General features: G+C 70.4%; 23 protein-coding genes. 10 read left to right on the top strand and 13 right to left on the bottom strand.

Features of this window, described 5'->3' with window-relative positions; translation table 11 throughout:
- Positions 1–42 precede the first annotated feature (42 nt).
- The 5 genes from V2J18_RS20050 to V2J18_RS20030 form a co-directional block, all read right to left on the bottom strand.
- The gene (locus tag V2J18_RS20050; protein ID WP_336132694.1) at positions 43–987 is read right to left on the bottom strand and encodes a DegV family protein; all 945 of its coding nucleotides are present in this window, start codon (positions 985–987) and stop codon (positions 43–45) included.
- Between the two features lie 100 nt (positions 988–1,087).
- On the bottom strand, positions 1,088–1,726 hold the full coding sequence (locus V2J18_RS20045; RefSeq protein ID WP_064746659.1) for a 2-hydroxychromene-2-carboxylate isomerase: 639 nt from the start codon (positions 1,724–1,726) through the stop codon (positions 1,088–1,090).
- Positions 1,723–2,127 (bottom strand): DUF1761 domain-containing protein, encoded by a 405-nt coding sequence (locus tag V2J18_RS20040; RefSeq protein WP_064746658.1) that lies wholly within the window; start codon positions 2,125–2,127, stop codon positions 1,723–1,725. Before V2J18_RS20040 ends, V2J18_RS20045 begins: the two co-directional genes overlap by 4 nt.
- A 114-nt stretch (positions 2,128–2,241) precedes the next feature.
- Entirely contained in the window at positions 2,242–3,537 is a 1,296-nt protein-coding gene (locus V2J18_RS20035; protein ID WP_336132693.1) for an amidohydrolase family protein, read from the bottom strand.
- Positions 3,534–4,997: an amidohydrolase gene (locus V2J18_RS20030; RefSeq protein WP_336132692.1), complete on the bottom strand. Its 1,464-nt coding sequence runs from the start codon at positions 4,995–4,997 to the stop codon at positions 3,534–3,536. The genes V2J18_RS20035 and V2J18_RS20030 overlap by 4 nt, the downstream gene beginning before the upstream one ends.
- A 140-nt stretch (positions 4,998–5,137) precedes the next feature.
- Between V2J18_RS20030 and V2J18_RS20025 the strand changes: the two genes are divergently transcribed.
- The 3 genes from V2J18_RS20025 (at position 5,138) to V2J18_RS20015 (ending at position 7,570) form a co-directional block, all read left to right on the top strand.
- Positions 5,138–5,914, top strand: coding sequence for an AMP nucleosidase (locus tag V2J18_RS20025; protein WP_064746684.1), 777 nt, complete (start codon positions 5,138–5,140; stop codon positions 5,912–5,914).
- 206 nt (positions 5,915–6,120) lie between these two features.
- The gene (locus V2J18_RS20020; protein WP_336132691.1) at positions 6,121–6,708 is read left to right on the top strand and encodes a lysozyme inhibitor LprI family protein; all 588 of its coding nucleotides are present in this window, start codon (positions 6,121–6,123) and stop codon (positions 6,706–6,708) included.
- Positions 6,709–7,012: 304 nt separating this feature from the next.
- Entirely contained in the window at positions 7,013–7,570 is a 558-nt protein-coding gene (locus V2J18_RS20015; protein ID WP_064746654.1) for a DUF924 family protein, read from the top strand.
- Positions 7,571–7,783: 213 nt separating this feature from the next.
- Here V2J18_RS20015 and V2J18_RS20010 read toward each other — a convergent pair whose 3' ends face one another.
- Positions 7,784–8,221, bottom strand: a complete 438-nt coding sequence (locus V2J18_RS20010; protein WP_261370007.1) for an NIPSNAP family protein — start codon at positions 8,219–8,221, stop codon at positions 7,784–7,786.
- A 278-nt stretch (positions 8,222–8,499) separates the two neighbouring features.
- Entirely contained in the window at positions 8,500–9,426 is a 927-nt protein-coding gene (grxD, locus tag V2J18_RS20005) for a Grx4 family monothiol glutaredoxin (RefSeq protein WP_336132690.1), read from the bottom strand.
- A gap of 119 nt (positions 9,427–9,545) precedes the next feature.
- Here grxD and V2J18_RS20000 point away from each other — a divergent pair, with 119 nt between their 5' ends.
- Entirely contained in the window at positions 9,546–10,343 is a 798-nt protein-coding gene (locus V2J18_RS20000; protein WP_336132689.1) for a polysaccharide deacetylase family protein, read from the top strand.
- 35 nt (positions 10,344–10,378) lie between these two features.
- Here the strand turns inward: V2J18_RS20000 and V2J18_RS19995 are convergent, their stop codons facing one another.
- From V2J18_RS19995 to V2J18_RS19985, 3 genes are all read right to left on the bottom strand, one after another.
- Positions 10,379–11,053 carry a methyltransferase domain-containing protein gene (locus V2J18_RS19995; protein ID WP_336133147.1) on the bottom strand — a complete coding sequence of 225 codons (675 nt, stop codon included), beginning with the start codon at positions 11,051–11,053 and terminating at the stop codon, positions 10,379–10,381.
- A 102-nt stretch (positions 11,054–11,155) separates the two neighbouring features.
- Positions 11,156–11,773 carry an SGNH/GDSL hydrolase family protein gene (locus V2J18_RS19990; RefSeq protein ID WP_336132688.1) on the bottom strand — a complete coding sequence of 206 codons (618 nt, stop codon included), beginning with the start codon at positions 11,771–11,773 and terminating at the stop codon, positions 11,156–11,158.
- A 21-nt stretch (positions 11,774–11,794) separates the two neighbouring features.
- Positions 11,795–13,048: an aminotransferase class I/II-fold pyridoxal phosphate-dependent enzyme gene (locus tag V2J18_RS19985; RefSeq protein ID WP_064746651.1), complete on the bottom strand. Its 1,254-nt coding sequence runs from the start codon at positions 13,046–13,048 to the stop codon at positions 11,795–11,797.
- A 244-nt stretch (positions 13,049–13,292) separates the two neighbouring features.
- On the opposite strand from V2J18_RS19985, the gene rsgA reads away from it, so the two are divergent.
- Together rsgA and V2J18_RS19975 are read left to right on the top strand one after the other, a co-directional pair.
- The gene (gene rsgA, locus V2J18_RS19980) at positions 13,293–14,408 is read left to right on the top strand and encodes a ribosome small subunit-dependent GTPase A (RefSeq protein ID WP_064746650.1); all 1,116 of its coding nucleotides are present in this window, start codon (positions 13,293–13,295) and stop codon (positions 14,406–14,408) included.
- A gap of 105 nt (positions 14,409–14,513) precedes the next feature.
- Positions 14,514–15,788: a flavohemoglobin expression-modulating QEGLA motif protein gene (locus V2J18_RS19975; RefSeq protein ID WP_064746649.1), complete on the top strand. Its 1,275-nt coding sequence runs from the start codon at positions 14,514–14,516 to the stop codon at positions 15,786–15,788.
- Between the two features lie 174 nt (positions 15,789–15,962).
- Here V2J18_RS19975 and phbB read toward each other — a convergent pair whose 3' ends face one another.
- The 3 genes from phbB to V2J18_RS19960 all read right to left on the bottom strand — a co-directional run bounded on the left by phbB (position 15,963) and on the right by V2J18_RS19960 (position 19,592).
- Complete coding sequence (phbB, locus tag V2J18_RS19970) at positions 15,963–16,703, bottom strand: acetoacetyl-CoA reductase (RefSeq protein WP_064746648.1); 741 nt, start codon at positions 16,701–16,703, stop codon at positions 15,963–15,965.
- 210 nt (positions 16,704–16,913) lie between these two features.
- Complete coding sequence (locus V2J18_RS19965; RefSeq protein WP_064746647.1) at positions 16,914–18,242, bottom strand: CitMHS family transporter; 1,329 nt, start codon at positions 18,240–18,242, stop codon at positions 16,914–16,916.
- A 165-nt stretch (positions 18,243–18,407) separates the two neighbouring features.
- On the bottom strand, positions 18,408–19,592 hold the full coding sequence (locus V2J18_RS19960; RefSeq protein WP_336132687.1) for an OprO/OprP family phosphate-selective porin: 1,185 nt from the start codon (positions 19,590–19,592) through the stop codon (positions 18,408–18,410).
- Between the two features lie 236 nt (positions 19,593–19,828).
- Between V2J18_RS19960 and V2J18_RS19955 the strand changes: the two genes are divergently transcribed.
- The 4 genes from V2J18_RS19955 to V2J18_RS19940 all read left to right on the top strand — a co-directional run bounded on the left by V2J18_RS19955 (position 19,829) and on the right by V2J18_RS19940 (position 25,633).
- The gene (locus tag V2J18_RS19955; protein ID WP_336132686.1) at positions 19,829–20,518 is read left to right on the top strand and encodes a response regulator; all 690 of its coding nucleotides are present in this window, start codon (positions 19,829–19,831) and stop codon (positions 20,516–20,518) included.
- Complete coding sequence (locus V2J18_RS19950; protein WP_336132685.1) at positions 20,511–21,920, top strand: sensor histidine kinase N-terminal domain-containing protein; 1,410 nt, start codon at positions 20,511–20,513, stop codon at positions 21,918–21,920. Before V2J18_RS19955 ends, V2J18_RS19950 begins: the two co-directional genes overlap by 8 nt.
- A gap of 146 nt (positions 21,921–22,066) precedes the next feature.
- Complete coding sequence (locus tag V2J18_RS19945; protein ID WP_425606123.1) at positions 22,067–23,146, top strand: ABC transporter substrate-binding protein; 1,080 nt, start codon at positions 22,067–22,069, stop codon at positions 23,144–23,146.
- Positions 23,147–23,341: 195 nt separating this feature from the next.
- The gene (locus V2J18_RS19940; RefSeq protein WP_336132683.1) at positions 23,342–25,633 is read left to right on the top strand and encodes an NADP-dependent malic enzyme; all 2,292 of its coding nucleotides are present in this window, start codon (positions 23,342–23,344) and stop codon (positions 25,631–25,633) included.
- The last annotated feature ends 131 nt before the right edge of the window (positions 25,634–25,764 follow it).

The following is a 25,764-nucleotide window of genomic DNA, read 5'->3' as shown; positions in this document are numbered from 1 at the left end:
CCGAATCCCGAATCCCGAATCCCGAATCCCGAATCCCGGCCGTCAGCCCTCGAACTGCGCCTGCTCCGCGGCGAAGCCCAGCGCCAGCGCGCCCTTGCCGACGTTGACCATGCCGGTCAGGCTCATCACGCTTTCGAACAACTCGACGTTGTTCTCGGCGCAGGCCGCGCGCAGGCGGTCGTAACCGGGCAAGGCGTGCAGCTCGGCCAGTTCGCCGCCGTAGCTCACGCACATCGTCGGCGTGGCCAGGCCGCCGGCGGCCTTGCGCGCGGCGAATTCGAACAGTTTCTGCGCCGCCTGGTCGTAGCCCTTGATCTTGGCCACCGGGCCGGTCTCGCCGCGGTTGCAATGCAGCACCGGCTTGATGTCCAGGGCGCTGCCGAGCGCGGCGCTGAGGAAACTGACGCTGCGGTCGCCGCGCACCCGGGTGCGCGCGCGCAGGTAGTTGAGGTCGCGCGGAATCAGATAGCCGTGGGTGTGCAGGGCCAGGTATTCGAGCCGGGCACGGATCTTCGGCGCGCCCTCGCCCGCGTCGCGCAGCCGCGCCGCCTCGACCGCGGTCACGCCCTGGGCGGCGAACAGGTTCAGGGTATCGATGACGCGCAGGGCGAACGGGGTGTGGATGCCGGCGGCGCTGCGCACCGGCTTGTAGTCGTTGAGGATCGCGAAGCTGGCCTGGTTGGCGTTCTCGTAGATCGGACTGCGGGTCTTGGTGATGGTCAGGCAGAACACGTAGTCGTAGTCGATCGCCAGTTGGCTGACGAACAGATCGCGCACTTGCTGCACCGTGTACGGTGTGGTCTCGGCCTCGAAGCCGCGTTCGGCCAGGTGGGTGTGCAGGAACTGCAGGGTCGCCTGCTCGTTGCGGTGGTCGGCGAGTACGGCCTGGCCGATGCGCACGGTGATCGGCAACAGATGGATGTGGTGTCGTTCCAGGTACTCCAGCGGCAGGTCGCAAGCGGAGTCGACGACGATTCCAATGCGCATGTTCCCCCCCGGGTCGTGGCTGGCATCAATCGAATGTTACGAGCATACCTTTTTGTGGCGCCGATCACGCATCGACTTTGCGCCGCTTGGCGGGCGAGGTTCAGCTGCGCCGCTGCTGGCCCAGGGGCAACCTTGTCAGACGCTGCATCTCCGGATCGTGAAGCAGCTCGGGATGCTGCAATGCGTCAAGCGCGAACTCGTGCGCGTCGCAGCCCCAGAACAGCTCGCTTCCGAACTTCAACGTAGGAACGCCGTACACACCGGCCGCGATCGCCGCGTCGGTGTTGGCGCGCAGCGCGGCCTTGGTCGCCTCCGCGCCGAGCGCGGCCGGGTCGATGCCGAGCGCGTCGATCACCGGCTGCAGCGCCTCGACGCCGTCGCCGGCCTGGCCGCGGCGCCAGATCCAGTCGAAGATCGCATCGACCGCCTCGGGCGTGCCGCCTGCCGCGATGCACAAGCGCAATGCCGCGATCGGATTGAACGGATGCGCCGGCGGGTAGCGCAGCTCGATCCCGTCGCGGCGCGCCTGCCACAGGGTGTGGCGGTAGGTGAATTCGCGCTTGCCCGGGATTTCCGCCGGCCCCTTCTGCCCGCGCGCCTGCAGCACCGCGGCGAACACGATCGGCACCGGCTCCACCGCCAGCTCGGCCAGGCGCGGGCGCAGCTTCTGCCAGTGAAGGTAGGCGAACGGCGAGATGAAATCGAAGAACCAGCGCCGCTCGCCGGCCGCCGCGCTCACTTCCAGGCCCCGAGGATCAGGCCGTACAGGGCGAACTGGAGGATGTGGTAGCCGCTGTCGATCATCCACAGCACCGGCCCGCGCTGGGCGAAGGCGTAGTTGATGCCGAAGCTCATCGAGACGAAGAACAGGCCGACCACGAAGCCGACCCCGAAGCCGTCGGCGGCGTTGGCCGCCGGCGGCAGGAACACCGCGAACACCAGCGCGGCCAGGAAGCTGCACACGATCGCGGTGGCGAAGATCAGCGCCGGGTGGCGCGGCTGCGCGTCCGGGTCGATCCCGGCGGCGCGGCACCACTGCTTCTTGAACAAGGGCCCGTACCACAGCCCGCCGAGCAGGAACGAAGATGCGGTCGCGGCGAGGATCGCCAGCCAGTTGAGTTCCAGGGTGGGCAGGGTCATCGCGGCGTCTCCGGGTTGCGGGTCGAGTCGGCCGTCGCGCGTCAGGCGGCGACGGCCGTCGACAGCATACGCCGCGCCGCGCGCCCGCCGCAGGCGGACGCGCCGGCGGAGCCGTCAGCGCGCGGGCGCCGGATAGGCGCGCGGCAGGCCGTTGTCGGCGCGCAGGTAGCGGTCGCGCAGTTCGGTCTGACGGCTGCGCATCGGGATCGCGCGGCCGTCCATCCACACCTGCAGGGCGACGTGGGCGACGTCGAGCGGATCGCCGCTCCACAGCACCAGGTCGGCGCGCTTGCCCGGGGCGATGCTGCCGACGTCGCCGGCGACGCCGAAGGTGTCCGCCGGTACCCGGGTCAGCCCGGCCAGGCCGTCGGCCCAGGGCAGGCCGGCGGCGACCGCATTGCCGGCCAACTGGCGCACCTTGCGCGCGTTGTGCGCGGCGCCGCCCTCGCTGAAACCGACCGCGACCCCGGCCGCGCGCAGCCGCGCGGCGTTCTCCAGGCTGGCGCCGACCTGATCGAAGTCGCTGGGCAGGTTGGACAGCGGATTGACGAACACCGGCACCTGCGCCGCGGCCAGCTGGGGCGCCAGGCGCCAGGCCTCGGCGCCGCCGGCGATGGCGATCCGCAGCTTGTGCCGCGACGACCAGCGCAGCAGCTGGCGGATGTCGGCGGCGCGGTCGACGCCGAACACGATGCGGCCGCCGCCGTCGAGGTACTTGAGCAGGGCCTGGCGCCCGGCCGGGGTCAGCAGGGCCGCGTGGTGGCCGGACGGAAGGCGCCCGCGCGCCTCGTCGATCAGCTGATCGAGAATCATCCATTGCGCCGCGCGCGAACTGCCGCTGAGGCCGAGGCTGTCCTTGCCCAGACGCACGAACAGCGCGCGCGGCCCGATCGGGTCGGGGCCGCCGTCGAGGCGCTCGACCCCGCCCTGGCCGGCGACGATCGAGCCGCCGGCGGCGGTGCCGGCGCCGAGCAGGGTCCAGCCGATGCCTTCGATGCGCGCGACCGGGATCAGCACCGAGTCGGGGTTGTAGGCCAGGGTCACGTCGAACTCCGGCCGCACCGTCATTTCCTTGGTGTCGGCGCCGAGCGCGACGGTCTGGTCGACGGTCGACTTCTCGCCGGAGACCTCTTCCAGGCCCAGTTCGGTGATGCCGCCGAACAGGGTCGGGGTCAGCGGCCGGCCTTCGGCCTCGACCACCTGGGCGCCGGCCGGCGCGCTCAGGCGCTTGCCGATCGCGCGGACCACCCCGCCCGACACCAGCACGTCGGCGTGTTCGAGCGAACCCTGCGCGGTGGCGGTGTGCACTGTGGCGTTGCGGATCAGCAGGTTCTGCGCCGGCGCGGCGAAGCTGGCGGCGGCCAGCAGGGCGGCGGCGAGAACGCGGCGGCGGACGGCGGCGCGGTTCATCGCAGGCCTCCGGTCGTCGCCGCGCCCTGGGTCGCGGGTTGGCCGAGCATGAAGTCGGACTTGGGCTGGCGCGCCGGGTCGGCGCGGTCGTAGATCCGCGCGCCGTCGACGTAGACCTGTTCGGCCTTGGCGTAGACGCTGAAAGGGTTCCCGTTCCAGACCACCACGTCGGCCATCTTGCCCGGCTCCAGGGTGCCGGTGCGCTCGCCGATGCCCAGCGCCTTGGCCGGGTTCTGGGTCAGCCAGCGGATCGCGCGTTCCGGCGCGATCTCGATCCCGGCCAGGCGCGCATGCGCGATCACCTTGGCTGCTTCCTGGTTGAGCCGCTGGATGCCTTCCTCCGAATCCGAATGCACGATCGCGCAGCTGTTGGCCGGGCGGTCGACGATGGCGATGTTCTCCTGGATGCCGTCGAAGGCCTCCATCTTGAAGCCCCACCAGTCGGCCCACAGCGCGCCGCACACGCCTTCGGCGGCAAGCCGGTCGGCGATCTTGTAGGCCTCCACGCCGTGGTGGAAGGCGCTGACCTTGAAGCCGAACTCCTTGGCCAGGTCGAGCATGGTGGTCATCTCGTCGGCGCGGTAGCAGTGGATGTGGACCCGGATGTCGCCCTTGATCGCGCCGGCCAGGGTGTCGAGCTTGAGGTCGCGCTTGCCGCCGGTGTCCTTCTCGCTGTCGGCGCCGTTGCCGTTGGGCTTGGCGCTGCTCTGCCACCAGCGCTTCTTCTGCGGCGCGGCGTTCTTCGGCGTGGTCTTGCGCAGGTATTCGCTGGCGTCGATGAAGGCGGCGCGGTAGCCGGCGACGTTGCCCATGCGCGTGCCCGGCGAGGTGTTGCGGCCGCCGTAGACGCGCTTGGGGTTTTCGCCGCAGGCCATCTTCAGGCCCCAGGGCGCGCCCGGGAATTTCATCGCCTGGTAGCTCACCGCCGGCACGTTCTTCAGGGTCACGCCGCGGCCGCCGATCAGGTTGGCCGAGCCGGGCAGGATCTGCAGCGAGGTGACGCCGCCGGCCAGGGCGGTGGCGAAGCCGGGGTCCTGCGGCCAGATCGAATGCTCGGCCCACACGTTCGGGGTCACCGGGCCGGTCATCTCGTTGCCGTCGGAATGCGCGCCGACGCCGGGGCTGGGGTAGACGCCCAGGTGCGAGTGCACGTCGATGAGACCGGGGGTGATCCACTTGCCCTCGGCCGCGACCCGGGTCGCGTCGGCCGGGGCCTCCAGGTGGCTGCCGACGGCGACGATCTTGCCGTCGCGCAGCAGCACGTCGGCGCGGTCCAGGCGCTGGCCGGTGCCGGTCAGCACCGTAGCGCCCTGCAGCAGCACCGGGCCGGAGGCGAGCGGGCGGTAGGTGCTGGGGTAGGGGTCCTGGGTGTAGCGCGAGGCGGCCGGCGCCGGCGTCGCGGCCTGCGCGACGCTGCCCAGCAGCGCCAGGGCGCAGCCGGCGAAGAGCGGTCGAAGCATGATTTTCCCCGGAAAAGCGAGCAATTCAAACGGATTGCGGGCGACCTTGAACCGTAGCGGCGGCGATCGGCGCTGCCAACCCTGACGAAGGTCATAGGCATGCCACAATGGCCGGACAACAACTAGAAAAGGCCAAGAACGTGAAAGACAAAGAACAGATCGTCGAAAACTGGCTGCCGCGCTACACCGGCGTCCCGCTGGACCAGTTCGGCGAGCACATCCTGCTGACCAATTTCGGCGGCTACCTGCACACCTTTGCCCGTCTCACGGGCGCCGAAGTCGTGGGCCTGGACCGGCCGATGCCGAGCGCGACCGCCGACGGCATCACCATGATCAACTTCGGCATGGGCAGTCCCAACGCGGCGACTATGATGGACCTGCTGTCGGCGATCATGCCCAAGGCGGTCCTGTTCCTGGGCAAGTGCGGCGGCCTCAAGCGCAAGAACCAGCTCGGCGACCTGGTGCTGCCGATCGCCGCGATCCGCGGCGAGGGCACCTCCAACGACTACCTGCTGCCGGAGGTGCCGGCGCTGCCGGCCTTCGCCCTGCAGCGCGCGGTCTCGACCACGATCCGCGACCTCGGCCACGACTACTGGACGGGCACGGTCTACACCACTAATCGCCGCGTCTGGGAGCACGACGAAGCCTTCAAGGAACGGCTGCGGGCGATGCGCTGCATGGCCATCGACATGGAGACCGCGACCGTGTTCGCCGCCGGCTTCGCCAACCGCATTCCCTGCGGCGCGCTGTTGCTGGTGTCCGATCAGCCGATGATCCCGGAAGGGGTCAAGACCGAAGCCTCCGACGCCAAGGTCAGCGCCAGCTTCGTCGACAACCACATCAGCGTGGGCATCGAAGCGCTGAAGCTGATCCGCCGCCACGGCAAGTCGGTGCGGCATTTGCGCTTCGACGAGTAAGCCGCCGCCGCGCATCGAGCCCCCTCTCCCGCGCGCGGGAGAGGGGTTGGGCGAGGGCTCCCCGGTTCTGGCGCGGCTGAACGGTTCACCCCTGCCGCCAATCTCAAATCCCTTGTTTTTAAGGGTTCTGGGACGCCCCGCACGCCGCCTCGCACGGCCTGAGACCTGCCCGGCCGACACTGTGCTCCACGGCCGGAGGACAGGTCATGGAACAGCTCATCTTCACCGTCATCGGCGCCCTGCTGACCTGGGCGTTCTACTTCATCCAGCGCATCGCCGAACGTCGCGGCACGGTCGACGCGATCGAGCGCGGCAAGCAGCTGCTGGCGCTCAAGCAGGAACTCGACGGCGCCCACACCAGCGTCGAGGAACTGCGCCGCTTCGAAAGCCGCCTGATCGGCAAGGCCGAGACCACCGCGCGCATCGCCGACCGTTACGTCGGCAAGGCCGAGGCATTGGCGCGCGACAGCGACGATGCCAACGTCAGTCAGGCCGACATGAGCCGGCACGCATTGGCCGAACTGGAACGCGAGCAGGCACGGCTGGAACGCGTGGTCGCACGCTTGCGCGGCCAGCTCGACGGCAAGAGCCGGGAGGCGTTCGAGCAGACCCACCAGGCCTGGCTGGCATTCCGCGAGCGCCATGCGCGCTTCGTCGCCCAGTCGTACTCCTCGCGCGCCGTGCAGCCGCTGATTCACGCGGTCACCATGGAAAACCTGACCGCGGCCTGGATCAACGAACTGGAAACCCAGCTCGGCGAAGCGCCCGACGCGGGCCCGCCTGCGGCGGCGTAAACCCTGGTTGTCTGTAGGAGCGGCGTGAGCCGCGACTACCGCAGTGGTGTACGCGAGCGAAACATCCGAAGCCCGGACAACCAGTAGCGACAACAGACGACGCAGGCAACCGGGCTTCGGCCGTAGCGCTTTCGATCACCGCTGCGGTGGTCGCGGCTCACGCCGCTCCTACAAGAGCAATCCGGCTTGCGCCGCTCCTACAACAGCGATGCGGTTCACGCCGCTCCTACAAGAGCGGCTGGCTTCGACACGGTGTTGCGGCGGTGCTAGGGTGCGGCCCTGTCTTCGCGATCTCAGGTTAATCATGTCCGTCACCGCACAAGACGTCGTCGCCTTCTGGCGCAACGCCGGGCCGAGCCGCTGGTTCGACCGCGACGAGCAGTTCGACCATCAATGCCGCAGCGGTTTCCTCGAAGCCCACTTCGCCGCCGCGCGCCGCGAGCACGACGACTGGGTCGAACGCGACGCCGAGTCGGCGCTGGCGCTGCTGATCCTGCTCGACCAGATCCCGCGCAACGTGTTCCGCGGCAGCGCGCACTCCTATGCGACCGATCCGCTCGCGCGCCACTACGCCCGGCGCGCGCTGGCGCTCGGTCACGACCAGCGCATCGAGCCGGCGTTGCGCGCGTTCTTCTATCTGCCGTTCGAGCACTCCGAGGACCTGGCCGACCAGCGCCTGTCGCTGGAACTGCATCGGCGCCTGCCGGCTAACGCCGACGGCAGCGATCCGGCGCGGTGGGCGCAGCAGCACCTGGACCTGATCGAACGTTTCGGCCGCTTCCCGCACCGCAACGCCGCCCTCGGCCGCGAATCGACCGCCGACGAACAGGCCTACCTCGACGGCGGCGGCTTCAAGGGCTGAGCCGCTTCGGTTACCCCCTGTCGCGGCGAACGCCTCTTGTAGGAGCGGCGTGAGCCGCGACCACCGAAGCGATGACAGAACGCGCGCCGGCCGAAGTCGGTCATGCGGCATGGGCCATGCCCGCGCCGGCGGTCTGGGCTCCGGATGCTTCGCTCGCGTCCACCGCTGCGGCTGTCGCGGCTCACGCCGCTCTTACAAGAGCCGTCGCGGCGTTCAATCGAGCAAATGGCGTTGCGGCGAATACTCGACCATGTGCAGGGTGCGGTCCTGGATCTGTCCGACCATGCGGCCGCGGCTGCGGGTTTCGCGCTTGATCCGCGACCATTCCTCGTCGGCCATGAACCGGGCCCAGCGGTCCTTCATCGTCGCTTCGTCCGGCCATTCCAGCAGATAGGCGAATTCGGTCCGCTGCTCCTGCCGGGTCTCCCACATGGCGACGATGCGGAAGTCGTAGCGCTGCATGATCCGCAGCGCATGATCGCGGAAGCGGGCGTGGAAATGCGGCTTGGTGTCTTCGAAGATTTCGTAGATGCGCAGCTGCTGGATCGGCGCGGGGACCGGCTTGGGCGGATCGGCGGCGCGGGCGAGGGTGGCGAGCAGGCACAGCGCGGCGAGCGCGCCGAGGGCGCGGATCGGGAAGGCGAAGGTCACGGGCTACTCCGCAGCAGGCGCCGATCCGTGGCGAGGTGGGCAACGAGGCGCGAGGTTAGGGGGCGTCGCCGCAGGCCGGCATCGGCCACAAGGCGGAGACGAGATGGGCGTTGGTGACCAGTCAGGTTGAAGCGACCGCCTCGGATGCCGGGCGGAAGCGGATCGCGCGGAAGCCCCCCGCGCCAGGTGTCCACCCCAGCGCGATCCGGCGTGCGCAAACGAAAACGGCCGCGACGCAGGGCGTCGCGGCCGTCGCGGCGGCGGCTGGCGCCGGCGGCTCAGTATTTGGCGATGCCCGGCTCGATGTCGGCCCAGGCGTCGATGCCGCCGACCACGTTATAGACCTCGCCGAAGCCGAGCTGGCGGAAGTGCTCGGCGGCCTGGGCGCTGCGGCCGCCGTGGTGGCACAGAAAGGCCAGCGCGGTGTCCTTGGGCAGCGCCTCGAGCGTGGCGGTGCCGGCGTCGAAGGTATCGAAGGCGACACCGGCCTGGGCCAGCGCGCGCTCCTCGGCCGGGCGTACGTCGACCAGGCGCAGGCTGCCGGCGGCGACGCGTTCGCGCGCCTGGGCCGGGGTCAGCGGCTGCACCGCCGGCGGCGCGTTCGGGTTGACGATCACCAGGCCGCGGCCGCGTTCGTCGTCGGCCCAGTCGATCGACACACCGTCGGCGCGGCGCGCGTGCATCCAGTCGGTCTGCACCCGCACACCGTCGACTTCGACCGCGATCGCCGCAGCGTCGACCGGCGCCAGCTGCAGGCGCACGTTGTAGCGCGGGTCGACTTCCAATTGCACCGCATAGCCTTCGCCGGCGTTGGCGACGGCATCGCGCAGCATCTTGGCCGCCGCCGGGGTGATGCTGAGCCTGGGCGGGCTGCGATCCGGCGCCGGCAGGCCGAGCAGGCCGTGCAGTTCGCCGCTGGCGGCCATCTGCTCGACGATGTCGCTGCCGCCGACCAACTGGCCGTCGACGTACAACTGCGGAATGGTCGGCCACTCGCCGTAGACCTTGATGCCCTCGCGGAGGTCCGCATCGGCCAGCACGTCGACGTGGGCGTAGCCCTGCGGCAGCAGCGCGTTGAGCGCGCCGGCGGCCTTGGCCGAGAAACCGCATTGCGGCGCGTTCGGCGCGCCCTTCATGAACAGCACGACGCGATTGGACTGGAGCAGGGTTTCGATGCGCGAACGCAGGGCGGGATCGAGGGACATGACGGTCTGGCGGGCGGAGATGGGGCTCACATGGGGGCGGGGCGCCGGCGGCGCAAGGTAGGATGCAGGCTCTGTTCGCCCCCTCCCGCCCGATCAGCCCCCGAGACCGCGCCCCGCGCATGGACCGCCCCTTCGCCGCCGCTCACCGACCGCCGCGCCGGCCTTGGGCCTGGGCCGGCTGGTTCGCCGCCTCGCAGTTGCTGGTGGCGGCGTTGTGGTGGCGCTACGGCTGGGCGATCGGCCTGGCGGCCCTGCTGCCGAGTCATGCGGCGATGTTCTGGGGCACCCTGTGGCCGCGCTCGCGTCTGTTCGGGCCGGTGCTGTCGCGGTTGGCGACCGCGGAGCGCGCGGTCTGGCTGACCATCGATGACGGCCCGTCGCGGGATACCCAGGCCATGCTCGACCTGCTCGATGCGCACCGCGCCAAGGCCACCTTCTTCGTCGTCGCCGAGCGCGCCGAGCGCCATGCCGGCCTGCTGCGCGAGATCGTCCGCCGTGGCCACGAGGTCGGCAACCACAGCCACAGTCACCCCTCGGCGCGGTTCTGGGCGCTGGGGCCGCGGGCGATGGCGCGCGAAATCGGCGAGGCCCAGCGGCGCCTGGCCGCGTTGCTGCCGCAGCCGCCGCGCTGGTTCCGCGCCGTGGTCGGCATGGCCAATCCCTTCACCGCCGCGCCGCTGCGCCGCCACGGCCTGAGCCGGGTGGCCTGGAGCGCGCGCGGTTTCGACGCGGTCGAGGCCGACCCGGACAAGGTGGTGGCGCGGATCGAACGCGATCTGGCCCCGGGCGCGATCGTGCTGATGCACGAGGGCTCGGGCCACGGCCGCAACGTCGAAGCGATGCGCCGCCTGTTGGCGCGGCTGGACGAGCTGGGCTACCGCTGCGCTTTGCCGGAAGCGCGTCCCGGCGACGCCTGAGCGCGTTCCCGGTTCGCCGTTCCGGCCGGGGCGCTTTACTCGGGCCGCGCGGCGACGATGCGCCAGTTGTTGAACGGGGTGCGGCCGAACAGCGGGGTGAACTCCACCGCCAGCCCCGCCGCGATCAGGCGCGCGCGCAGCGCCGCGCCATCGGGGTAGTACCGCGGGGTCGCGTTCATCCAGCCCAGCACGCGCGAGAACAGGTCGACCGCACGGGTGATGCGGGCGCGGCCGGTGCCGTCGTCCAGGCCGGTGCGGATCACCAGCCGCGCGCCGGGCGTCAGCATCGCGATCATCGCGTCCAGCGCCCGTTCCTGCGCCGGGTAGGGAATGAACTGCAGCACGTCGAGGATCGCCACGCTGCCGCGGTGTTCGGGCACTTCGCGCGCCAGGTCGACCACGTCGAAACCGGCCTGGTCCAGCCCGACCCGCGCGGCGGCGCGTCGGGCGCGGCGGATCTTGGCCGCATCGCTGTCGACGCCGCGGTAGGGCAGGCGGATGCCGTCGGCGTGCAGGGTGTGGGCGAGCAGGCCCAGGCCGCAGCCCAGGTCGAGCAGCGGCGCGCGGGTGCCGCGCAGGGCCGCGCTGACGCCCGGGTACAGCGGATCGCTGCCGAGCTTGGCGCGGCTGTAGTAGTAGTCCCAACGGTTGCCGAGCGGATGCTCGGGCAGATAGGCGCGCGCGATGCTGTCCGCCTGTCCGTGGGCCATGGCCTGTACCGCTTCGTTCATCGTCTGGTCGGGCGTGGAGACGCGGGCCGTCCAGTGTCGCATCCGTCGGCCGCGCGCGGGAACCGCAGCGCGGCGCGGGGCTCAGGCCGCTTCGGTCAGCAGGCGCTGCGCGACCGGCAGGGCCAGCGCGGTCCATTCGGCGTACATCGCCGCCGACGGATGCAGGCCGTCCTCGGCCAGCATCGCGCTATCGGCGCTGAGCCGGCGCGAGACCGGCGCGATGTCGACGTAGGCCACGCCGTACTCCGCGCACAGGCGTTCGGCGGCGGCGTTGAACGCATCGAGTTCGGCGCCGATGACCGCACCGCCGCGCGCGTCCTTGGCCCCGAACGGAGTCGCGCCCCAGTCCGGGATCGACAGCACCAGCACCCGCTCGCGGCGGCCGCGCGCATAGCCGAGCGCGCGCTTGAGCAGGGCGCGGAACTCGCCGGCGTACTCGGCCGCGCTGCGGCCGCGGTACTGGTTGTTGACCCCGATCAGCAGGCTGACGAAGTCCCATTCGCCCAGCGGTTCGGACAGGTCCAGCGCGGTCGCCAGTTCGTCGGTGGTCCAGCCGGTGGTGGCGATGATGCGCGGGTCGGCCAGGCCGATGCCGCGCGCGCGCAGCGCCGCGGCCAGCTGCACCGGCCAGCGGCCGTTCTCGGCCACCGCTTCGCCGATGGTGTAGCTGTCGCCGAGCGCCAGATAGGACATGCTCATGTCAGGCTGCGCCATGGCGGCTCAGGCCACCGCAGCGCGGGCCTTGTCGTCGGCGCGCTCGGCGTAGCGGTCGAGCACACGTTCGATGCGCAGGAACACCTCGCGCACCTGCTCCGGCAGCGGCAGCAGGGTGACGCGGAAATGATTGCGGTAGGGTACGTTGAAGCTCGAGCCCGGCACCACCAGCACGTCTTCGGTTTCCAGCAGTTCGAGCGCGAACTTGTGGTCGTCGAAGCCCTGCGCCGCGGCGCCGGTCACCGCCGGGAAGGCGTACAGCGCGCCGGCCGGGGCGACCAGCTCCAGGTGCTTGCTGGCCTGCACCGACTCGATCACCGCGCGGCGCGCTTCGTACAGGCGGCCGCCCGGCGCGCACAGCGGGGCGATGGTGTCCTCGCCGTGCAGCGCGGCTTCGATCGCGAACTGGCCCGGCACGTTGGCGCACAGGCGCAGCGCGCCGAGCAGATCCATGGCGTGATGGAAATCGCCGCTGGCGACCGGGTCGCCGGACAGCACCGCCCAGCCCACGCGCCAGCCGCAAGCGCGGTGGACCTTGGACAGGCCGCCGAAGCTCAGGCAGGGCAGGTCGCCGGCGATCGGCGCGATCGGGGTGAACTGCGCGCCGTCGTACAGGATCGAGTCGTAAATCTCGTCGCACATCAGCAGCAGCTTGTGGCGCGCGGCGATGGCGACGATGCGCTCGATCAGCTCGCGCGGGTAGGCCGCGCCGGTCGGGTTGTTGGGGTTGATCAGGACGATCGCGCGGGTGCGGCTGGAGATCAGTTGCTCGATCTCGTCCGGGTCGGGCAGGAAGCCGTTCTCCGGCTGGCAGCGGTAGTACACCGGGCGGCCGTCGTTGAGGATGGTCGCCGCCGACCACAGCGGGTAGTCGGGCGAAGGCAGCAGCACTTCGTCGCCGGGATTGAGCAGGGCGCGCAGCGACAGGTCGATCAGCTCGCTGACGCCGTTGCCGACGAACACGCGCTCGGGCGAGGCGTTGGGCGTGCCGCGCTGCTTGTGGAACGCGGCGATCGCTTCGCGCGCGATCGGCAGGCCTTGCTGGTGGGTGTAGGGATCGGTGTCGGCGATGCGCTCGGCGATCGCGCGCTGCAGGTGCTCCGGCGCGCGGAACCCGAACGCGCCCGGATTGCCGATGTTGAGCTTGATCTGCTTGCGTCCCTGGGCCTCCAACTCGCGAGCTCGCCGGGCCAGTTCACCGCGGATTTCGTAGCGGACTTCGGACAGGCGTTCGCGGGTTTTCAGGGGCGGAAGGGACATCGCGGCAGGATCGGAATGGGAAAGGTGCCGTCCAGACTAGCTGAATCGCAATCACTAATCAGCTGATCGCCCGGCCCGGCGGGGCCGGCAGGCGGGGGCGGGGCGCACAGTTCACCGGGCCGGGCGGCGACGCGGGCGGGGAGGGGGCGGGCGAGGCGTCGCGCGGCCCGCCGCGACGGGCGCCGAGGGCCGCGCGACCGGCCGCCTATGTAGAATCGCGCCATGTCCCCCGTCGTGCGCGCCTTTGACCCCTGAACTGTCCGCCTTGCAGGCGATCGGCTGGCCGATCACGGCCGCCGACCCGCTCCCGGCCGACCCGGTCTGGCAGCAGGCCCTGGCCGAGCACCCCCACGCGCGCCCGGCGCGGGTGGTCGAGCAGCACCGCAGCGGCTATGTGGTTGCCGACGGCCCCGACAGCAGCTTCCCGGTCGACTCCCTGCCCGAATGGCAGCGCCCGCGCTTCCCGCCCGAGCAACGCCCCGGGGTCGGCGACTGGCTGCTGATCGAGGGCGAGGGCCGGCGCCGGGTGGTGGCGCTGCTGCCGCGCCATACCGCGATCAAGCGCGGCGCCGCCGGCGAGCACTACAAGCAGCAGCTGATCGCCGCCAACGTCGATACCGTATTCGTGGTCTGCGGCCTCGACGCCGACTTCAACCCGCGCCGGATCGAGCGCTACCTGCTGCTGGTGCGCGGCGGCGCCGAGCCGGTGATCGTGCTGACCAAGGCCGACGAGGCCCTGGCCGCCGACGAGAACGCGATCGCCGCCGCGACCGGGGCGCTGATCGAACTGGCCCAGGGCGTGGCGGTGCGCGCGGTCAACGCCCGCGACCGCGACGGCGTGCGCGAGGCCTTGGCGGCGTGGCTGGGCCCGGGCCGCACCGCGGTGTTGGTCGGTTCCTCCGGCGCCGGCAAGTCGACCCTGACCAACAGCCTGCTCGGCATCGAGCGGATGAAGACCGGCGCGGTGCGCGAAAGCGATGCCCGCGGCCGCCATACCACCACCCACCGCGCGCTGATCCCGCTGCCGACCGGCGCCTGCCTGATCGACACCCCCGGCATGCGCGAGCTGAAGCCCACCGGCGAGGAAGACGTCGCCGAGAACTTCGCCGACGTCGAGTCCCTGGCCGAGCAATGCAAATTCCGCGACTGTTCGCACCACCGCGAACCCGGCTGCGCGGTGCGCGCCGCGATCGAGGGCGGGCGCCTGGACCCGCAGCGCTTCGCCAATTACCTCAAGCTGCGCGAGGAAGTCGCCGGCGCCGCCAACAAGCTCGCCAACCGGCGCGCGCAGAAGGCCGACGAGAAAGTGCTGGGCAAGGCGCTGAACAAGCGCCTGGAAGACAAGTATGGCCGGCGCTGAGGCCGGCTCGGGGATGTGCGTGCCGGCCGGCGGCCGAAGCTTGCCGTTGCCTCCGCCTTTGCTGCAAACACAAGCCACCCCACACCCCGCCCCCCGAGCCGCCGCATGAGCCTGCTCTCGCCCAGCCTGCACGCCGAGATCCAGCACCATGCCGCGCTCGATGCGCGCATGGTCCGTGCCGCGCGCGGGATCAAGCTGTTGACCATGGCCAGCTGGCCGGCCGGCATGGAGGTGCAGTTCCTCGCCGACTACGCCCGCGGCACCGCGCGGCCGCCGACGGTGATCTACCCGCAATACGACTTCGCCGACGTCCGCGCCGAACTGGACGCGATCGCCGCCGAGGCCGACCCCGACCATCCGCTCGGCGAGTACCTGATCGATTCCTCGCGCAGCTGGGGCATCGCCGCGCAGCTGGTGGAATCGCTGGGCTCGCCGGAGGTGACGGGTTACTCGATCCAACTGTTCGGCCAGCCCGACGTGGCCCTGCCGGGGCAGGGACCGAGCACGCGCGAAGCGGCCAACCACTTCATCTCCATCGCCGACGAACTCGACCGCGAGCTGATGTCGCCGGCCGAGACGGTGCAGATCTCCGCCACCGCGCTGAGCCTGCAACTGCAGCGCGACCTAGACGACTACTTCGACGGCCGGGTGATCGAGGTCGTGCTCGACCCCGAGCTGATCGCCAAGGCCGCCGCCGGCGCGACCCGCATTCGCCTGCGCAGCGGCGCGGCGTTCAGCGACTACGACCGTCACCAGCTGCTGCAGCACGAGGCCTTCGTGCATTCGCTGACCGCGCTCAACGGCCGCGAACAGCCGGTGCTGCCCAGCCTGGCCTTGTCGTCGCCGCGCAGCACCGCCACCCAGGAAGGCCTGGCGACCTTCGCCGAACAGATCACCGGCAGCATCGACATCGGCCGCATGAAGCGCCTGAGCCTGCGCATCGACGCAGTGGCGATGGCGCTGGACGGCGCCGACTTCATCGAAGTGTTCCGCTACTTCATCGACGCCGGCCAGTCGCCGGAGGACAGCTTCGCCTCGGCTCAGCGCGTCTACCGCGGGGTACCGACCTCGGGCGGGGCGGCCTTCACCAAGGACACCGTCTACCTGCGCGGTCTGGTCGGCGTGCACACCTTCTTCCGCTGGGCCTTGCGCCAACAGAAGCTGCACCTGTGCCGCTGGCTGTTCGCCGGCAAGATGACCCTGGGCGACGTGCAGCGCTTCGAGCCCTTGTTCCAGGACGGCGTGCTGGCGCCGCCGCGCTGGATGCCGCCGTGGATCACCCGCGCCAACGGCCTGGCCGGCATGCTGGCGTTCTCGTTGTTCGCCAACCGCATCCGCCTGGACCAGATGGCCGAAGGCGACTTCAGCGAAATCGGCTGAGGCTTCTGTAGGAGCGGCGTGAGCCGCGACAGTCGCAGCGACGCATGCAAGCGCCGCGGCCGAAGGCGGTACGCTGCACACGCTCGCCTTCCTGGGCGACCGGTCTTCGGACAGTCCGCTGCCGATCGCCGCTGCGGTGGTCGCGGCTCGCGCCACGCCGACAGGGGCGGCGCTTCAAGCCATGTGCAAGCCGCCGTTGACCGCGTAATCCGCGCCGGTGACGAATGCGGCATCGTCCGAGGCCAGCCAGGCGCACAGGCTGGCGACCTCCTCCGGCTTGCCCAGCCGGCGCACCGGCACCGACGCGGCCAGGCGGTCGAGCACGTCGGGCGGGAAGGCGCTGATCGCGGCGCTGGCCACGTAGCCCGGCGAGACCGTGTTGACCGTGACCCCGCGCGCGGCGAACTCCTGCGCCAGGGCGCGGGTGAAGCCGTGCATCGCCGACTTGGCGGTGGCGTAGTTGACCTGGCCGATCTGGCCCTTCTGCGCGCTGACCGAGGCGATGTTGATGATCCGCCCCCAGCCGCGCGCCGACATGCCGTCGATGACCTGCTTGGTGATGTTGAACAGGCTGTGCAGATTGCTGGCCATGACCGCGTTCCAGTCGTCGCGGGTCATCTGCCGGAACAGCACGTCGCGGGTGCCGCCGGCGTTGTTGACCAGCACGTCGATTTCGCCGACCTCGGCCTTGACCTGGGCGAAAGCCTCCACGCTGGAGGTCCAGTCGGCGGCGTTGCCCTCCGAGGCGATGAAGTCGTAGCCCAGCTCGCGTTGTTCGCGCAGCCAGGCGGCCTTGCGCGGCGAACCCGGACCGCAGCCGGCGACCACGGTGTGCCCGTGGTCGGCGAGTTTCTGGCAGATCGCAGTGCCGAGGCTGCCCATGCCGCTGGTGACGTAGGCGATGCGGAGTGTCATGGCGAACGGTTCCTGTGTTGGACGAACGACGGCGAGGTGGGTGTCTGTAGGAGCGGCGTGAGTCGCGACCACCGAAGCGGTGTACGTGAGCGTTGCGGCCGAGGGCGACGCGGATACGGCCGGGATCGGTCTTGGCGCTCTCCGGTTTTGGGGAAGGGGCGCTTTCGATCGCCGCTCCGGCTGTCGCGGCTTACGCCGCTCCTGCAAGACTCAGGTGGCCAGCGGATACAAGGCCAGGGCCAGCGAGGCGAACATCAGCACCAGCGACACCAGCACCGCCCACTTCAGGGTGAAGCGCTGGTGGTCGCCGAAGTCGACGTTGGCCATGCCGACCAGCAGATAGGTCGAGGGCACCAGCGGGCTCAGCAAGTGCACCGGCTGCCCGGCCAGCGAGGCGCGCGCCATTTCCACCGGAGTGATGCCGTAGTGGCCGGCGGCCTCCGACAGGATCGGCAGCACGCCGAAATAGAACGCGTCGTTGGACATGAAGAAGGTGAACGGCATGCTCGCGATCGCGGTGATCACCGCCAGGTACGGGCCCCAGGCATCCGGAATCACCGCCAGGAAGCTGCGCGACATCGCTTCGACCATGCCGGTGTTGGACAGGATGCCGGTGAAGATGCCGGCGGCGAAGATCAGCGACACCACCGCCAGCACGTTGCCGGCGTGGTTGCCGATGCGCCGGCGCTGCTCGGCCAGGTCCGGGTAATTGATCACCAGCGCGATCGCGAAGCCGATCATGAACAACACCGGCAGCGGCAGCACGCCCAGCACCAGCGCGGTCATCAGCGCCACGGTCAGGCCGGCGTTGACCCACAGCAGCTTGGGCCGCTTGGTGTCCTCGCTGTCGGCCAGGGTCGGCAGATTGTCGCTGGCGGTGTCCAGCTCCGGGTTCCAGTCGGCGGCGTGGCCATGCAGGGTGACGATGCCCAGCCGCTTGCGCTCGCGCAGGCCCAGGTACCACGCCAGGGCCAGCACCGACAGCAGCGACACGCCCATCGCCGGCACCAGCGGCACGAACACGTCGCTGGGGTCGACGTGCAGCGCGGTCGCCGCGCGCGCAGTCGGCCCGCCCCACGGGGTCAGGTTCATCACCCCGCCGGCGAGAATGGTCACGCAGGTCAGGTTGAGCGCGTTCATGCGCAGGCGCTGGAACAGCGGCAGCATCGCCGAGACGGTGATCATGTAGGTGGTCGAGCCGTCGCCGTCGAGCGAGATCAGCATCGCCAGCACCGCGGTGCCGACCACGATCTTGAGCGGATCGCCCTTGACCAGCTTGAGGATGCGCTTGACGATCGGATCGAACAGGCCGGCATCGATCATGACCCCGAAGTACAGGATCGCGAACATCAGCATCACGCCGGTCGGAGCGATTTTCTTGATGCCCTCGATCATCATCTCGCCGATCCCGGCGCCGTAGCCGCCGAGCAGGGCGAAGGCGATCGGGATCACGATCAGCGCGACCAGCGGCGACAGCCGCTTGCTCATGATCAGGTACATGAAGGTCAGGACCATGCCGAAGCCGAGCGCGGTCAACATGAGGCGGTTCCTTTTCGAAAACGGAGCTGCGTGCGGGGCGCAGCGTTGCGGATGGCGACAGAACGCTCGCGTCCGGCGTCCGCGGATGCGGTCGGCCCGGCGGCGGCGAAACCCGGCCTGTGATCCACGCGAACGCGCGAATCCAGGGCGGTTCGAGCGCCGGAGTCAGAAGTCGTACTGAAAGCGTCCGGTCAACGCGCGGGTCCGGTCCAGCGTGACGCCCGCCAGCCGATCGCGATTGCGGCTCTCGATCCAGTCGAGCATGAAGCGCAGGTTCGAGCGCAGGTGCCAGTTCACCCCGACGCTGGCCTGTTCCATCGACACGTCGCGGAAGTTCGCGCTGCCGTCGAGGTGCTGCTTGCCGCGGATGGTGTCGTAGCGCAGCGCCACCTGCCAGGCGCCGCTGTCGCGCAACGGCTTGACCCGGGCGAAGCGGCCGCTCTTGCTGTCGTAAGGCATCGACTCGCCGGTCAGGAACCAGCCGACCAGGCCGTAGGCCGAGCGCACTTCGCCGCGTTGCGAGCCATCGTCGAAATCGGCGCCGCCGAGTTCGGACTGCACATACAGCGGCCCCTGCGACAGGCCGAACTCCAGCGAGTACTTGTCGACGTCGGTGTCCAGTCCGCGATTGAAACTGACCAGGGTCGCGCGGCTGTTGTCGGACAGATGCCCGGCCGGGCGCGGTGCGATGCGTAGGCCGTTGGCGCCGTCGCGGCCGGGATGGTCGTAATACTCGCGCGCCAGCGACAAGCCCAGGTGCAGGGTGCGTTCGTCGTCGCGCAACGGCGTCCAGGTGCCGCGCGCGCCGACGGCACGGCCCTTGACCTTCCAGGCGTCGATGCTTTCCAGGCTGTAGACGCTGCCGCCTATGGTGTAGTCCGGGCGCGCGGTGATCCAGGCGGCGCCGAGCCGGTACAGCGGCGCGACCGAGCTGGCGAACATCGAGCGCTCCATGAACACGCCGTAGTTCGAACTGATCCGGTCGTCGAGCGTGAAGTACTGCTTGAACTGGCCGACGGTCAGCTTGCCGGCCTTGAAATCGCGGGTGACGTAGACGTCCTTGGCTTCGACGTTGTCGCCGGAGAACTCGTCCTGCAGCCCGGCGAAGTCGCCTTCGATCTTGTAGCCCCAGCCGTAGAACTTGCCCGACAGGTCCAGCCACAGCCGGCGCACTTCGGTGTCGTCGGGGTTGCGCGGGCCGCGCGCATCGTTGTCGAAACTGGCGAAGTCCCAGTGGAGGCGGCCGCCGAATTCGGCGGTGACCGGCCCGTCGGCGACCTCGGCGGCCACCGCGGGCGCGGCGGTCAGGCACAGTGCGACGCACGCGGCGGCGTGGCGGATACACGACATCGATGTTCTCCCGTTGCCCCGTCGCCGGCCCTTTTTTCATGGGATTTCCGGCGACAGGCGCGCATGTCTGCGCTTATAGTTGCTTCAGCCGGGACGGCCAGCCGCAACCCCTCGAACCCAGGCTAGGCGGGCGAAGCTGTCATTGACCTGTCATGCCGGTCCCGGCCGCGCGATCGGGGCGATGAGTCCGATCCGGCTTCACCTGACCGCGGCGCGAGCCGCGACGAGAGCAATCCGTGCGCATCCTGTTGGTCGAGGACAACGCAGACCTGGCCGACGCCATCGTCAGGCGCATGCGCCGCGACGGCCATGCGGTGGACTGGCAGTCCGACGGCATCGCCGCGGCCAGCGTGCTGCGCTATCAGGCCTTCGATCTGATCGTGCTCGACATCGGCCTGCCGCGGCTCAACGGCCTGGGCCTGCTCGCCGGCCTGCGCGAGCGCGGCGACGCTACGCCGGTGCTGATGCTGACCGCGCGCGACGGCATCGAGGACCGGGTCAAGGCGCTCGACGCCGGCGCCGACGACTACCTCAGCAAGCCGTTCGACTTCCGCGAGTTCGAAGCGCGCTGCCGCGCCTTGCTGCGCCGCCACCACGGCCGCGCCGCCGATGCGGTGCAGATCGGCGGCCTGGTGTTCGACGCCGGCGCACACCGGGTGACCCTCGACGGCGAGGCGATCGACCTGCCCAACCGCGAATTCCGCCTGCTGGAAATCCTGATCGGCCGGCTCGGCCAGGCGGTCGGCAAGGACGAGATCGGCAACGGCCTGTTCGGCTTCGACGACGAGGCCGGGCCGAACGCGATCGAGCTCTACGTCGGTCGCCTGCGCAAGCGCCTGGCGGCCGCGCCGCTGCGCATCGTCACCGTGCGCGGGGTCGGCTACCTGCTCGAAGCGGCCGACGCCGGCGGCAACGCCGATGGCTGAGTCCGCGCCGCGCCGCGATTCGATCCGCCGCACCTTGCTGATCTATCTCGGCGCCTTGTCGTTGATCGGCGCGGTGCTGCTGTTCCTGGCGGCGCGCAGTTACGGCCGCAGCGCCGCCGACCGCTCCTACGATCACTTGCTGGTGGCCTCGGCGCTGTCGATCGCCGACAGCGTGGCGCTGGTCGACGGCCAATGGCAGGTCGATCTGCCGTACGCCGCGCTCGATCTGCTGGCGATGGCGCCGGAAGACCGCGTGTTCTACCGCGTGGCCGGCGCCGAAGGCGCGACCATCACCGGCTATGCCGACCTGCCTGCGCCGCCGGCGTTGCCGCGCGACGGCCGGCCGCGGCTGTTCGATGCGGTGTATCGCGGCGAGGCCACCCGGTTCGTCGCGGTCTCGCGTTGGGTCGCCGGGCCGGCGACCCAGGGCCAGGCCATCGTCCAGGTCGGCCAGACCCGCCTGGCGCGCGAGGCCTTGGCCGACGACGTGGTGCTGCGCGCGCTGGTCGCGATCGTGGCCTTGTCGCTGGCGGCCTTGGCGCTGGTCTGGATCGGCGTGCATCGCGCGCTGCGGCCGTTGCAGAAACTCGAACGCGACTTGTCGCTGCGCGAGCCCTCCGACCTGAAGCCGGTCGCCGGCGAAGTGCCGCTGGAGCTCGATCAGCTGGTCGGCGCGCTCAACCGCTTCATGGCCCGCTTGTCGGCCAGCAACGAAACCCTGCGCGCGTTCATGGGCGACGCCGCGCACCAGATGCGCACGCCGCTGGCGGCGCTGCGCGCGCAGGCGCAGCTGGCGCTGGACGAGGACGATCCGGTCGAGCAGCGCCGCAGCCTGGTCACCATCGAGCGCAACGCCAGCCACATGAGCCGCCTGTTGAACCAGTTGCTCAGCGATGCCAGCGCGATCCACCGCAGCCACTTGCAGCAGTTCGAAACCGTCGACCTGGCCGAAGTGCTGCACCAGGCGCTGTACGAATCGATCCCGCAGGCCGGGCCGCGGCCGGACGTGCGCTTGGCCGCGACCGGCGAGCCGATGCGGGTGCGCGGCGACGCCCTGCTGCTGCGCGAGGCGCTGAAGAACCTGATCGACAACGCGCTCAAGCACGGCCGTTCGCCGCCGGGCCGCGACGCCGGGCCGCTGCAGATCGCCCTGACCGTGGCCGAAGACCCGGCCTGGGCGGTGCTGACCGTCGCCGACCACGGCCCCGGCATCGCCCCGGGCGATGCCGGCAGCGTGTTCGAACGCTTCGCCCGCGGCCGCGACGCCGCCGCCGGCGGCGCCGGCCTGGGACTGGCGATCGTCAAGCGCATCGTCGACAGCCACGGCGGCCGGATCGATCTGAGCAATCGGGTCGGCGGCGGTCTGGTGGTGACCTTGCGGCTGCCGCGGGTGACGACGTGATGCGGGAGAAGCCGATGCAAGGCAAGCAGCGAACGACGGCGCCAACCGACGCACGCGCGGCATCGGCATCGCGCGATGCCGCCGTCGCGCGCGTTCACGTCCGTTGCCGGCGTCGCCGCCCGGCCCGGCTTCCCGTGCGCGGCGTGTTGCTGGTGCTGTGGTCGCTTCTCGCCGCCCTCGTCCAGGCCGCTCCCGGCGATGTCCGCACGTTCAAGGCGCCGCACGCCGTCACCGCCCGCCTGCGCATCCACGGCTCGACCGACATCGAGAACTTCGCCGCGGTGATCGCCGACTACCAGCGGCTGCGTCCCGGCACCGAGATCGAGTACGCCGATCTGGTCGCGCAGGATATCTACCGCCGCCACCTGCAGGCGCGCGCCGGCGGCCGCGCCGGCGCCGACCTGTTGATCAGCAGCGGCATGGACCTGCAGACCAAGCTGGCCAACGACGGCCACGCCCTGGCCCACCGCTCGGCCGCCACCGCCGGTCTGCCGGCCTGGTCGCAATGGCGCCATGAGGCCTTCGGCATCAGCTACGAGCCCGTGGTGATCGTCTACAACAAGCGTTTGCTGCCGCCGGGCAAGGTGCCGCGCACCCGGCGCGAACTGCTGGCCCTGCTGCGCGACCCGGCCGCGGGGCTGGCCGGCAAGGTCGGTACCTACGACGTTTCGCGCAGCAGCGTCGGTTATCTGCTGGCGACCCAGGATCACCAGCTCGGCAGCATGGCCGGCGCCCTGCAGGCCGCGCTCGGCGCCAACCGGGTGCGGCTGGAGGAGCGCACCGGCCCGCTGCTGGACCGGGTCGCGCGCGGCGAGTTGGCCCTGGCCTACAACGTGCTCGGCTCCTACGCCCAGGCCCGGGTCGACGCCGGCGCCCCGCTCGGCATCGTCCTGCCCGAGGACTACACCCTGGTCCTGCTGCGCACCGCGCTGATCCCGCGCGGCGCGCCCAACGCGGGCGAGGCCGGGCGCTTTCTCGATTACCTGCTGTCGCCGCGCGGCCAGGCCTTGCTGGCCCGCCAGGTCGGGCTGCAGCCGATCCGCGCCGCCGACGGCGCGCCGCTGGCCCCGCACGCGCGCGACGGCGCCCGCGTGCGCGCGCTGCGGCCGATCCCGCTCGGCCCCGGCCTGCTGGTCTACCTGGATGCGCTCAAGCGCCGCCAGTTCCTCGAAGCCTGGCGCAGCACGGTCCAGCCCGGGCGCAAGGAGGCCGCCGACGCGCCCTGACCGGGCCGCCCATACGCAGGCGTCGGGCAGCGTTCGCGCCGCCCGCGCCGGCTTCGGCAAAGCGCCCGCGGCGCCTGCCGGGTACAACGCCAAAGTACTAAGGACTCCTCCGACGCGGTCGCGCGAATCCGCCTCGGCGATCCTTTAGACTGCTAGCCCGACCACCTCGCGCCCTCGCCACGGCACTTTTATCTGATGTCCGACAACGATCTGAAAACCGCCGCGCTCGACTACCACCGCCTCAACCCGCCGGGCAAGATCAAGGTCACCGCGACCAAGCCGATGGTGACCCAGCGCGACCTGGCCCTGGCCTACTCGCCGGGCGTGGCCTACGCCTGCGAGGCGATCGTCGAAGACCCGAACACCGCCAGCGAGCTCACCGCCCGCGGCAACCTGGTCGCGGTGATCAGCAACGGCACCGCCGTGCTCGGCCTGGGCGACATCGGCCCGCTGGCCGGCAAGCCGGTGATGGAAGGCAAGGGCGTGCTGTTCCAGAAGTTCGCCGGCATCGACGTGTTCGACATCGAGATCGACGAGCGCGACCCGGACAAGCTGGTCGACATCATCGCCTCGCTGGAGCCGACCTTCGGCGGCATCAACCTGGAAGACATCAAGGCGCCGGAGTGCTTCATCGTCGAGCGCAAGTTGCGCGAGCGGATGAAGATCCCGGTGTTCCACGACGACCAGCACGGCACCGCGATCATCGTCGGCGCCGCGGTGTTCAATGCGCTGGAAGTGGTCGGCAAGAAGATCGAGGACGTCAAGCTGGCCACCAGCGGCGCCGGCGCGGCCGGCATCGCCTGCCTGGACATGCTGGTCGCCCTGGGCATGAAGCCGGAGAACATCCTCGCGGTCGACCGCGACGGCGTGCTCTACACCGGCCGCGGCAAGATGGACCCGGACAAGGAGCGCTACGCACGCGACACCGACAAGCGCACCCTGGCCGACATCGTCGCCGGCGCCGACGTGTTCCTGGGCCTGTCGGCCGGCGGCGTGCTCAAGGCCGAGATGGTCGCGACCATGGCCGACAAGCCGATCATCCTGGCGCTGGCCAATCCCTACCCGGAAATCCTGCCGGAAGACGCCAAGGCCGTGCGTCCGGACTGCATCATCGCCACCGGCCGTTCGGACTACCCGAACCAGGTCAACAACGCACTGTGCTTCCCCTACATCTTCCGCGGCGCGCTCGACGTCGGCGCGACGGTGATCAACGAGGAGATGAAGCTGGCCTGCGTGCGCGCGATCGCTCAGCTGGCGCGGATGGAATCCTCCGACCTCGGCGGCGCTTACGGCGGCGAAGTGCCGACCTTCGGCGCCGAGTACCTGATCCCGCGCCCGTTCGACCCGCGCCTGCTGGTGATGCTGGCCCCGGCCGTGGCCAAGGCGGCGATGGACTCCGGCGTCGCCGCGCGTCCGATCGCCGACATGGACGCGTACGAGGAAAAGCTCAGCCAGTACATCTACCGCACCAGCCTGCTGATGAAGCCGGTGTACGACAAGGCCCGCGCCGACCGCAAGCGCGTGGTCTATGCCGAGGGCGAGGAAGAGACCGTGCTGCGCGCGGTGCAGACGGTGATCGACGAAGAGCTGGCCTATCCGATCCTGATCGGCCGTCCCGACGTCATCGAAACCCGCATCCAGCGCCTGGGCCTGCGCATGCGCGAAGGCGTCGACTTCGAGTTGACCAACATCAACGACGACCCGCGCTTCAACGAATACTGGCAGCAGTACCACGCCCTGACCGAGCGCCGCGGGGTCACCCCGGCCGCGGCCAAGAACCTGCTGCGTTCGCGCCCGACCCTCATCGCGGCCCTCATGGTCGAACGAGGAGAGGCCGATGCGATGATCTCCGGCTTGGTCGGCCGCTTCCACAAGAAGCTGGGCTACATGCGCAGCATCTTCGACTTCGACCCGGGCGTGTCCGGCACCGCGGCGATGACCGGCGTGATCAACGACCAGGGCGCGTGGTTCTTCCTCGATACCCACGTGCAGGTCGACCCGACCGCCGAGCAGATCGCCGAGGCGACCTTGCAGGCGACCTACCGCCTCAAGCTGTTCGGCATCGAGCCCAAGGTCGCGCTGCTGTCGCACTCCAACTACGGCAGCCACGACAACCCGTCGGCGGCGAAGATGCGCAAGGTCCGGCAGATCGTGAAGCAGCGCCAGCCCAAGCTCGAAATCGACGGCGAGATGCAGGCCGACACGGCTTGGGACGATCTGCTGCGCAAGCGCATCTTCCCCAACGCGACCCTGCACGGCCGCGCCAACCTGTTCGTGCTGCCCAACCTCGACGCGGCCAACATCACCTACAACATGGTCCGGGTGATGACCGACGGCGTGGCGATCGGCCCGATCCTGATGGGCCTGGACAAGCCGGCGCACATCCTGACCCCGGCCTCGACCCCGCGCCGGGTGGTCAACATGACCGCGATCGCCGCGGTCGACGCCCAGATCCGCGCCGCCCGCGAAGCCGAGCGCAAGGCCTGATCGGGTTCCGGCGGCGCGGCCAGCCCGCGCCGCCGCAGAAGCAGCGGAATCTCGCGTCCAAGCTGTTTCCTCCTTGAAAAAGGGAGCAGGGGGCTTTGCTCTTGGCGCCATGCTCCGGCGCAGTTTGCGGC

The sequence above is a fragment of the Lysobacter firmicutimachus genome (assembly GCF_037027445.1).
In the GTDB taxonomy this organism is placed as follows: domain Bacteria; phylum Pseudomonadota; class Gammaproteobacteria; order Xanthomonadales; family Xanthomonadaceae; genus Lysobacter; species Lysobacter firmicutimachus.
This window is presented reverse-complemented; position numbering and strand designations above follow the sequence as displayed.

Coding starts and splice junctions, on each gene's coding strand:
- V2J18_RS20050 (WP_336132694.1), bottom strand. CDS start 987: ATGCGCATTGGAATCGTCGTCGACTCCGCTTGCGACCTGCCGCTGGAG.
- V2J18_RS20040 (WP_064746658.1), bottom strand. CDS start 2,127: ATGACCCTGCCCACCCTGGAACTCAACTGGCTGGCGATCCTCGCCGCG.
- V2J18_RS20035 (WP_336132693.1), bottom strand. CDS start 3,537: ATGAACCGCGCCGCCGTCCGCCGCCGCGTTCTCGCCGCCGCCCTGCTG.
- V2J18_RS20030 (WP_336132692.1), bottom strand. CDS start 4,997: ATGCTTCGACCGCTCTTCGCCGGCTGCGCCCTGGCGCTGCTGGGCAGC.
- V2J18_RS20020 (WP_336132691.1), top strand. CDS start 6,121: ATGGAACAGCTCATCTTCACCGTCATCGGCGCCCTGCTGACCTGGGCG.
- V2J18_RS20015 (WP_064746654.1), top strand. CDS start 7,013: ATGTCCGTCACCGCACAAGACGTCGTCGCCTTCTGGCGCAACGCCGGG.
- grxD (WP_336132690.1), bottom strand. CDS start 9,426: ATGTCCCTCGATCCCGCCCTGCGTTCGCGCATCGAAACCCTGCTCCAG.
- V2J18_RS20000 (WP_336132689.1), top strand. CDS start 9,546: ATGGACCGCCCCTTCGCCGCCGCTCACCGACCGCCGCGCCGGCCTTGG.
- V2J18_RS19995 (WP_336133147.1), bottom strand. CDS start 11,053: ATGGCCCACGGACAGGCGGACAGCATCGCGCGCGCCTATCTGCCCGAG.
- V2J18_RS19990 (WP_336132688.1), bottom strand. CDS start 11,773: ATGAGCATGTCCTATCTGGCGCTCGGCGACAGCTACACCATCGGCGAA.
- V2J18_RS19985 (WP_064746651.1), bottom strand. CDS start 13,048: ATGTCCCTTCCGCCCCTGAAAACCCGCGAACGCCTGTCCGAAGTCCGC.
- V2J18_RS19975 (WP_064746649.1), top strand. CDS start 14,514: ATGAGCCTGCTCTCGCCCAGCCTGCACGCCGAGATCCAGCACCATGCC.
- phbB (WP_064746648.1), bottom strand. CDS start 16,703: ATGACACTCCGCATCGCCTACGTCACCAGCGGCATGGGCAGCCTCGGC.
- V2J18_RS19965 (WP_064746647.1), bottom strand. CDS start 18,242: ATGTTGACCGCGCTCGGCTTCGGCATGGTCCTGACCTTCATGTACCTG.
- V2J18_RS19960 (WP_336132687.1), bottom strand. CDS start 19,592: ATGTCGTGTATCCGCCACGCCGCCGCGTGCGTCGCACTGTGCCTGACC.
- V2J18_RS19950 (WP_336132685.1), top strand. CDS start 20,511: ATGGCTGAGTCCGCGCCGCGCCGCGATTCGATCCGCCGCACCTTGCTG.
- V2J18_RS19940 (WP_336132683.1), top strand. CDS start 23,342: ATGTCCGACAACGATCTGAAAACCGCCGCGCTCGACTACCACCGCCTC.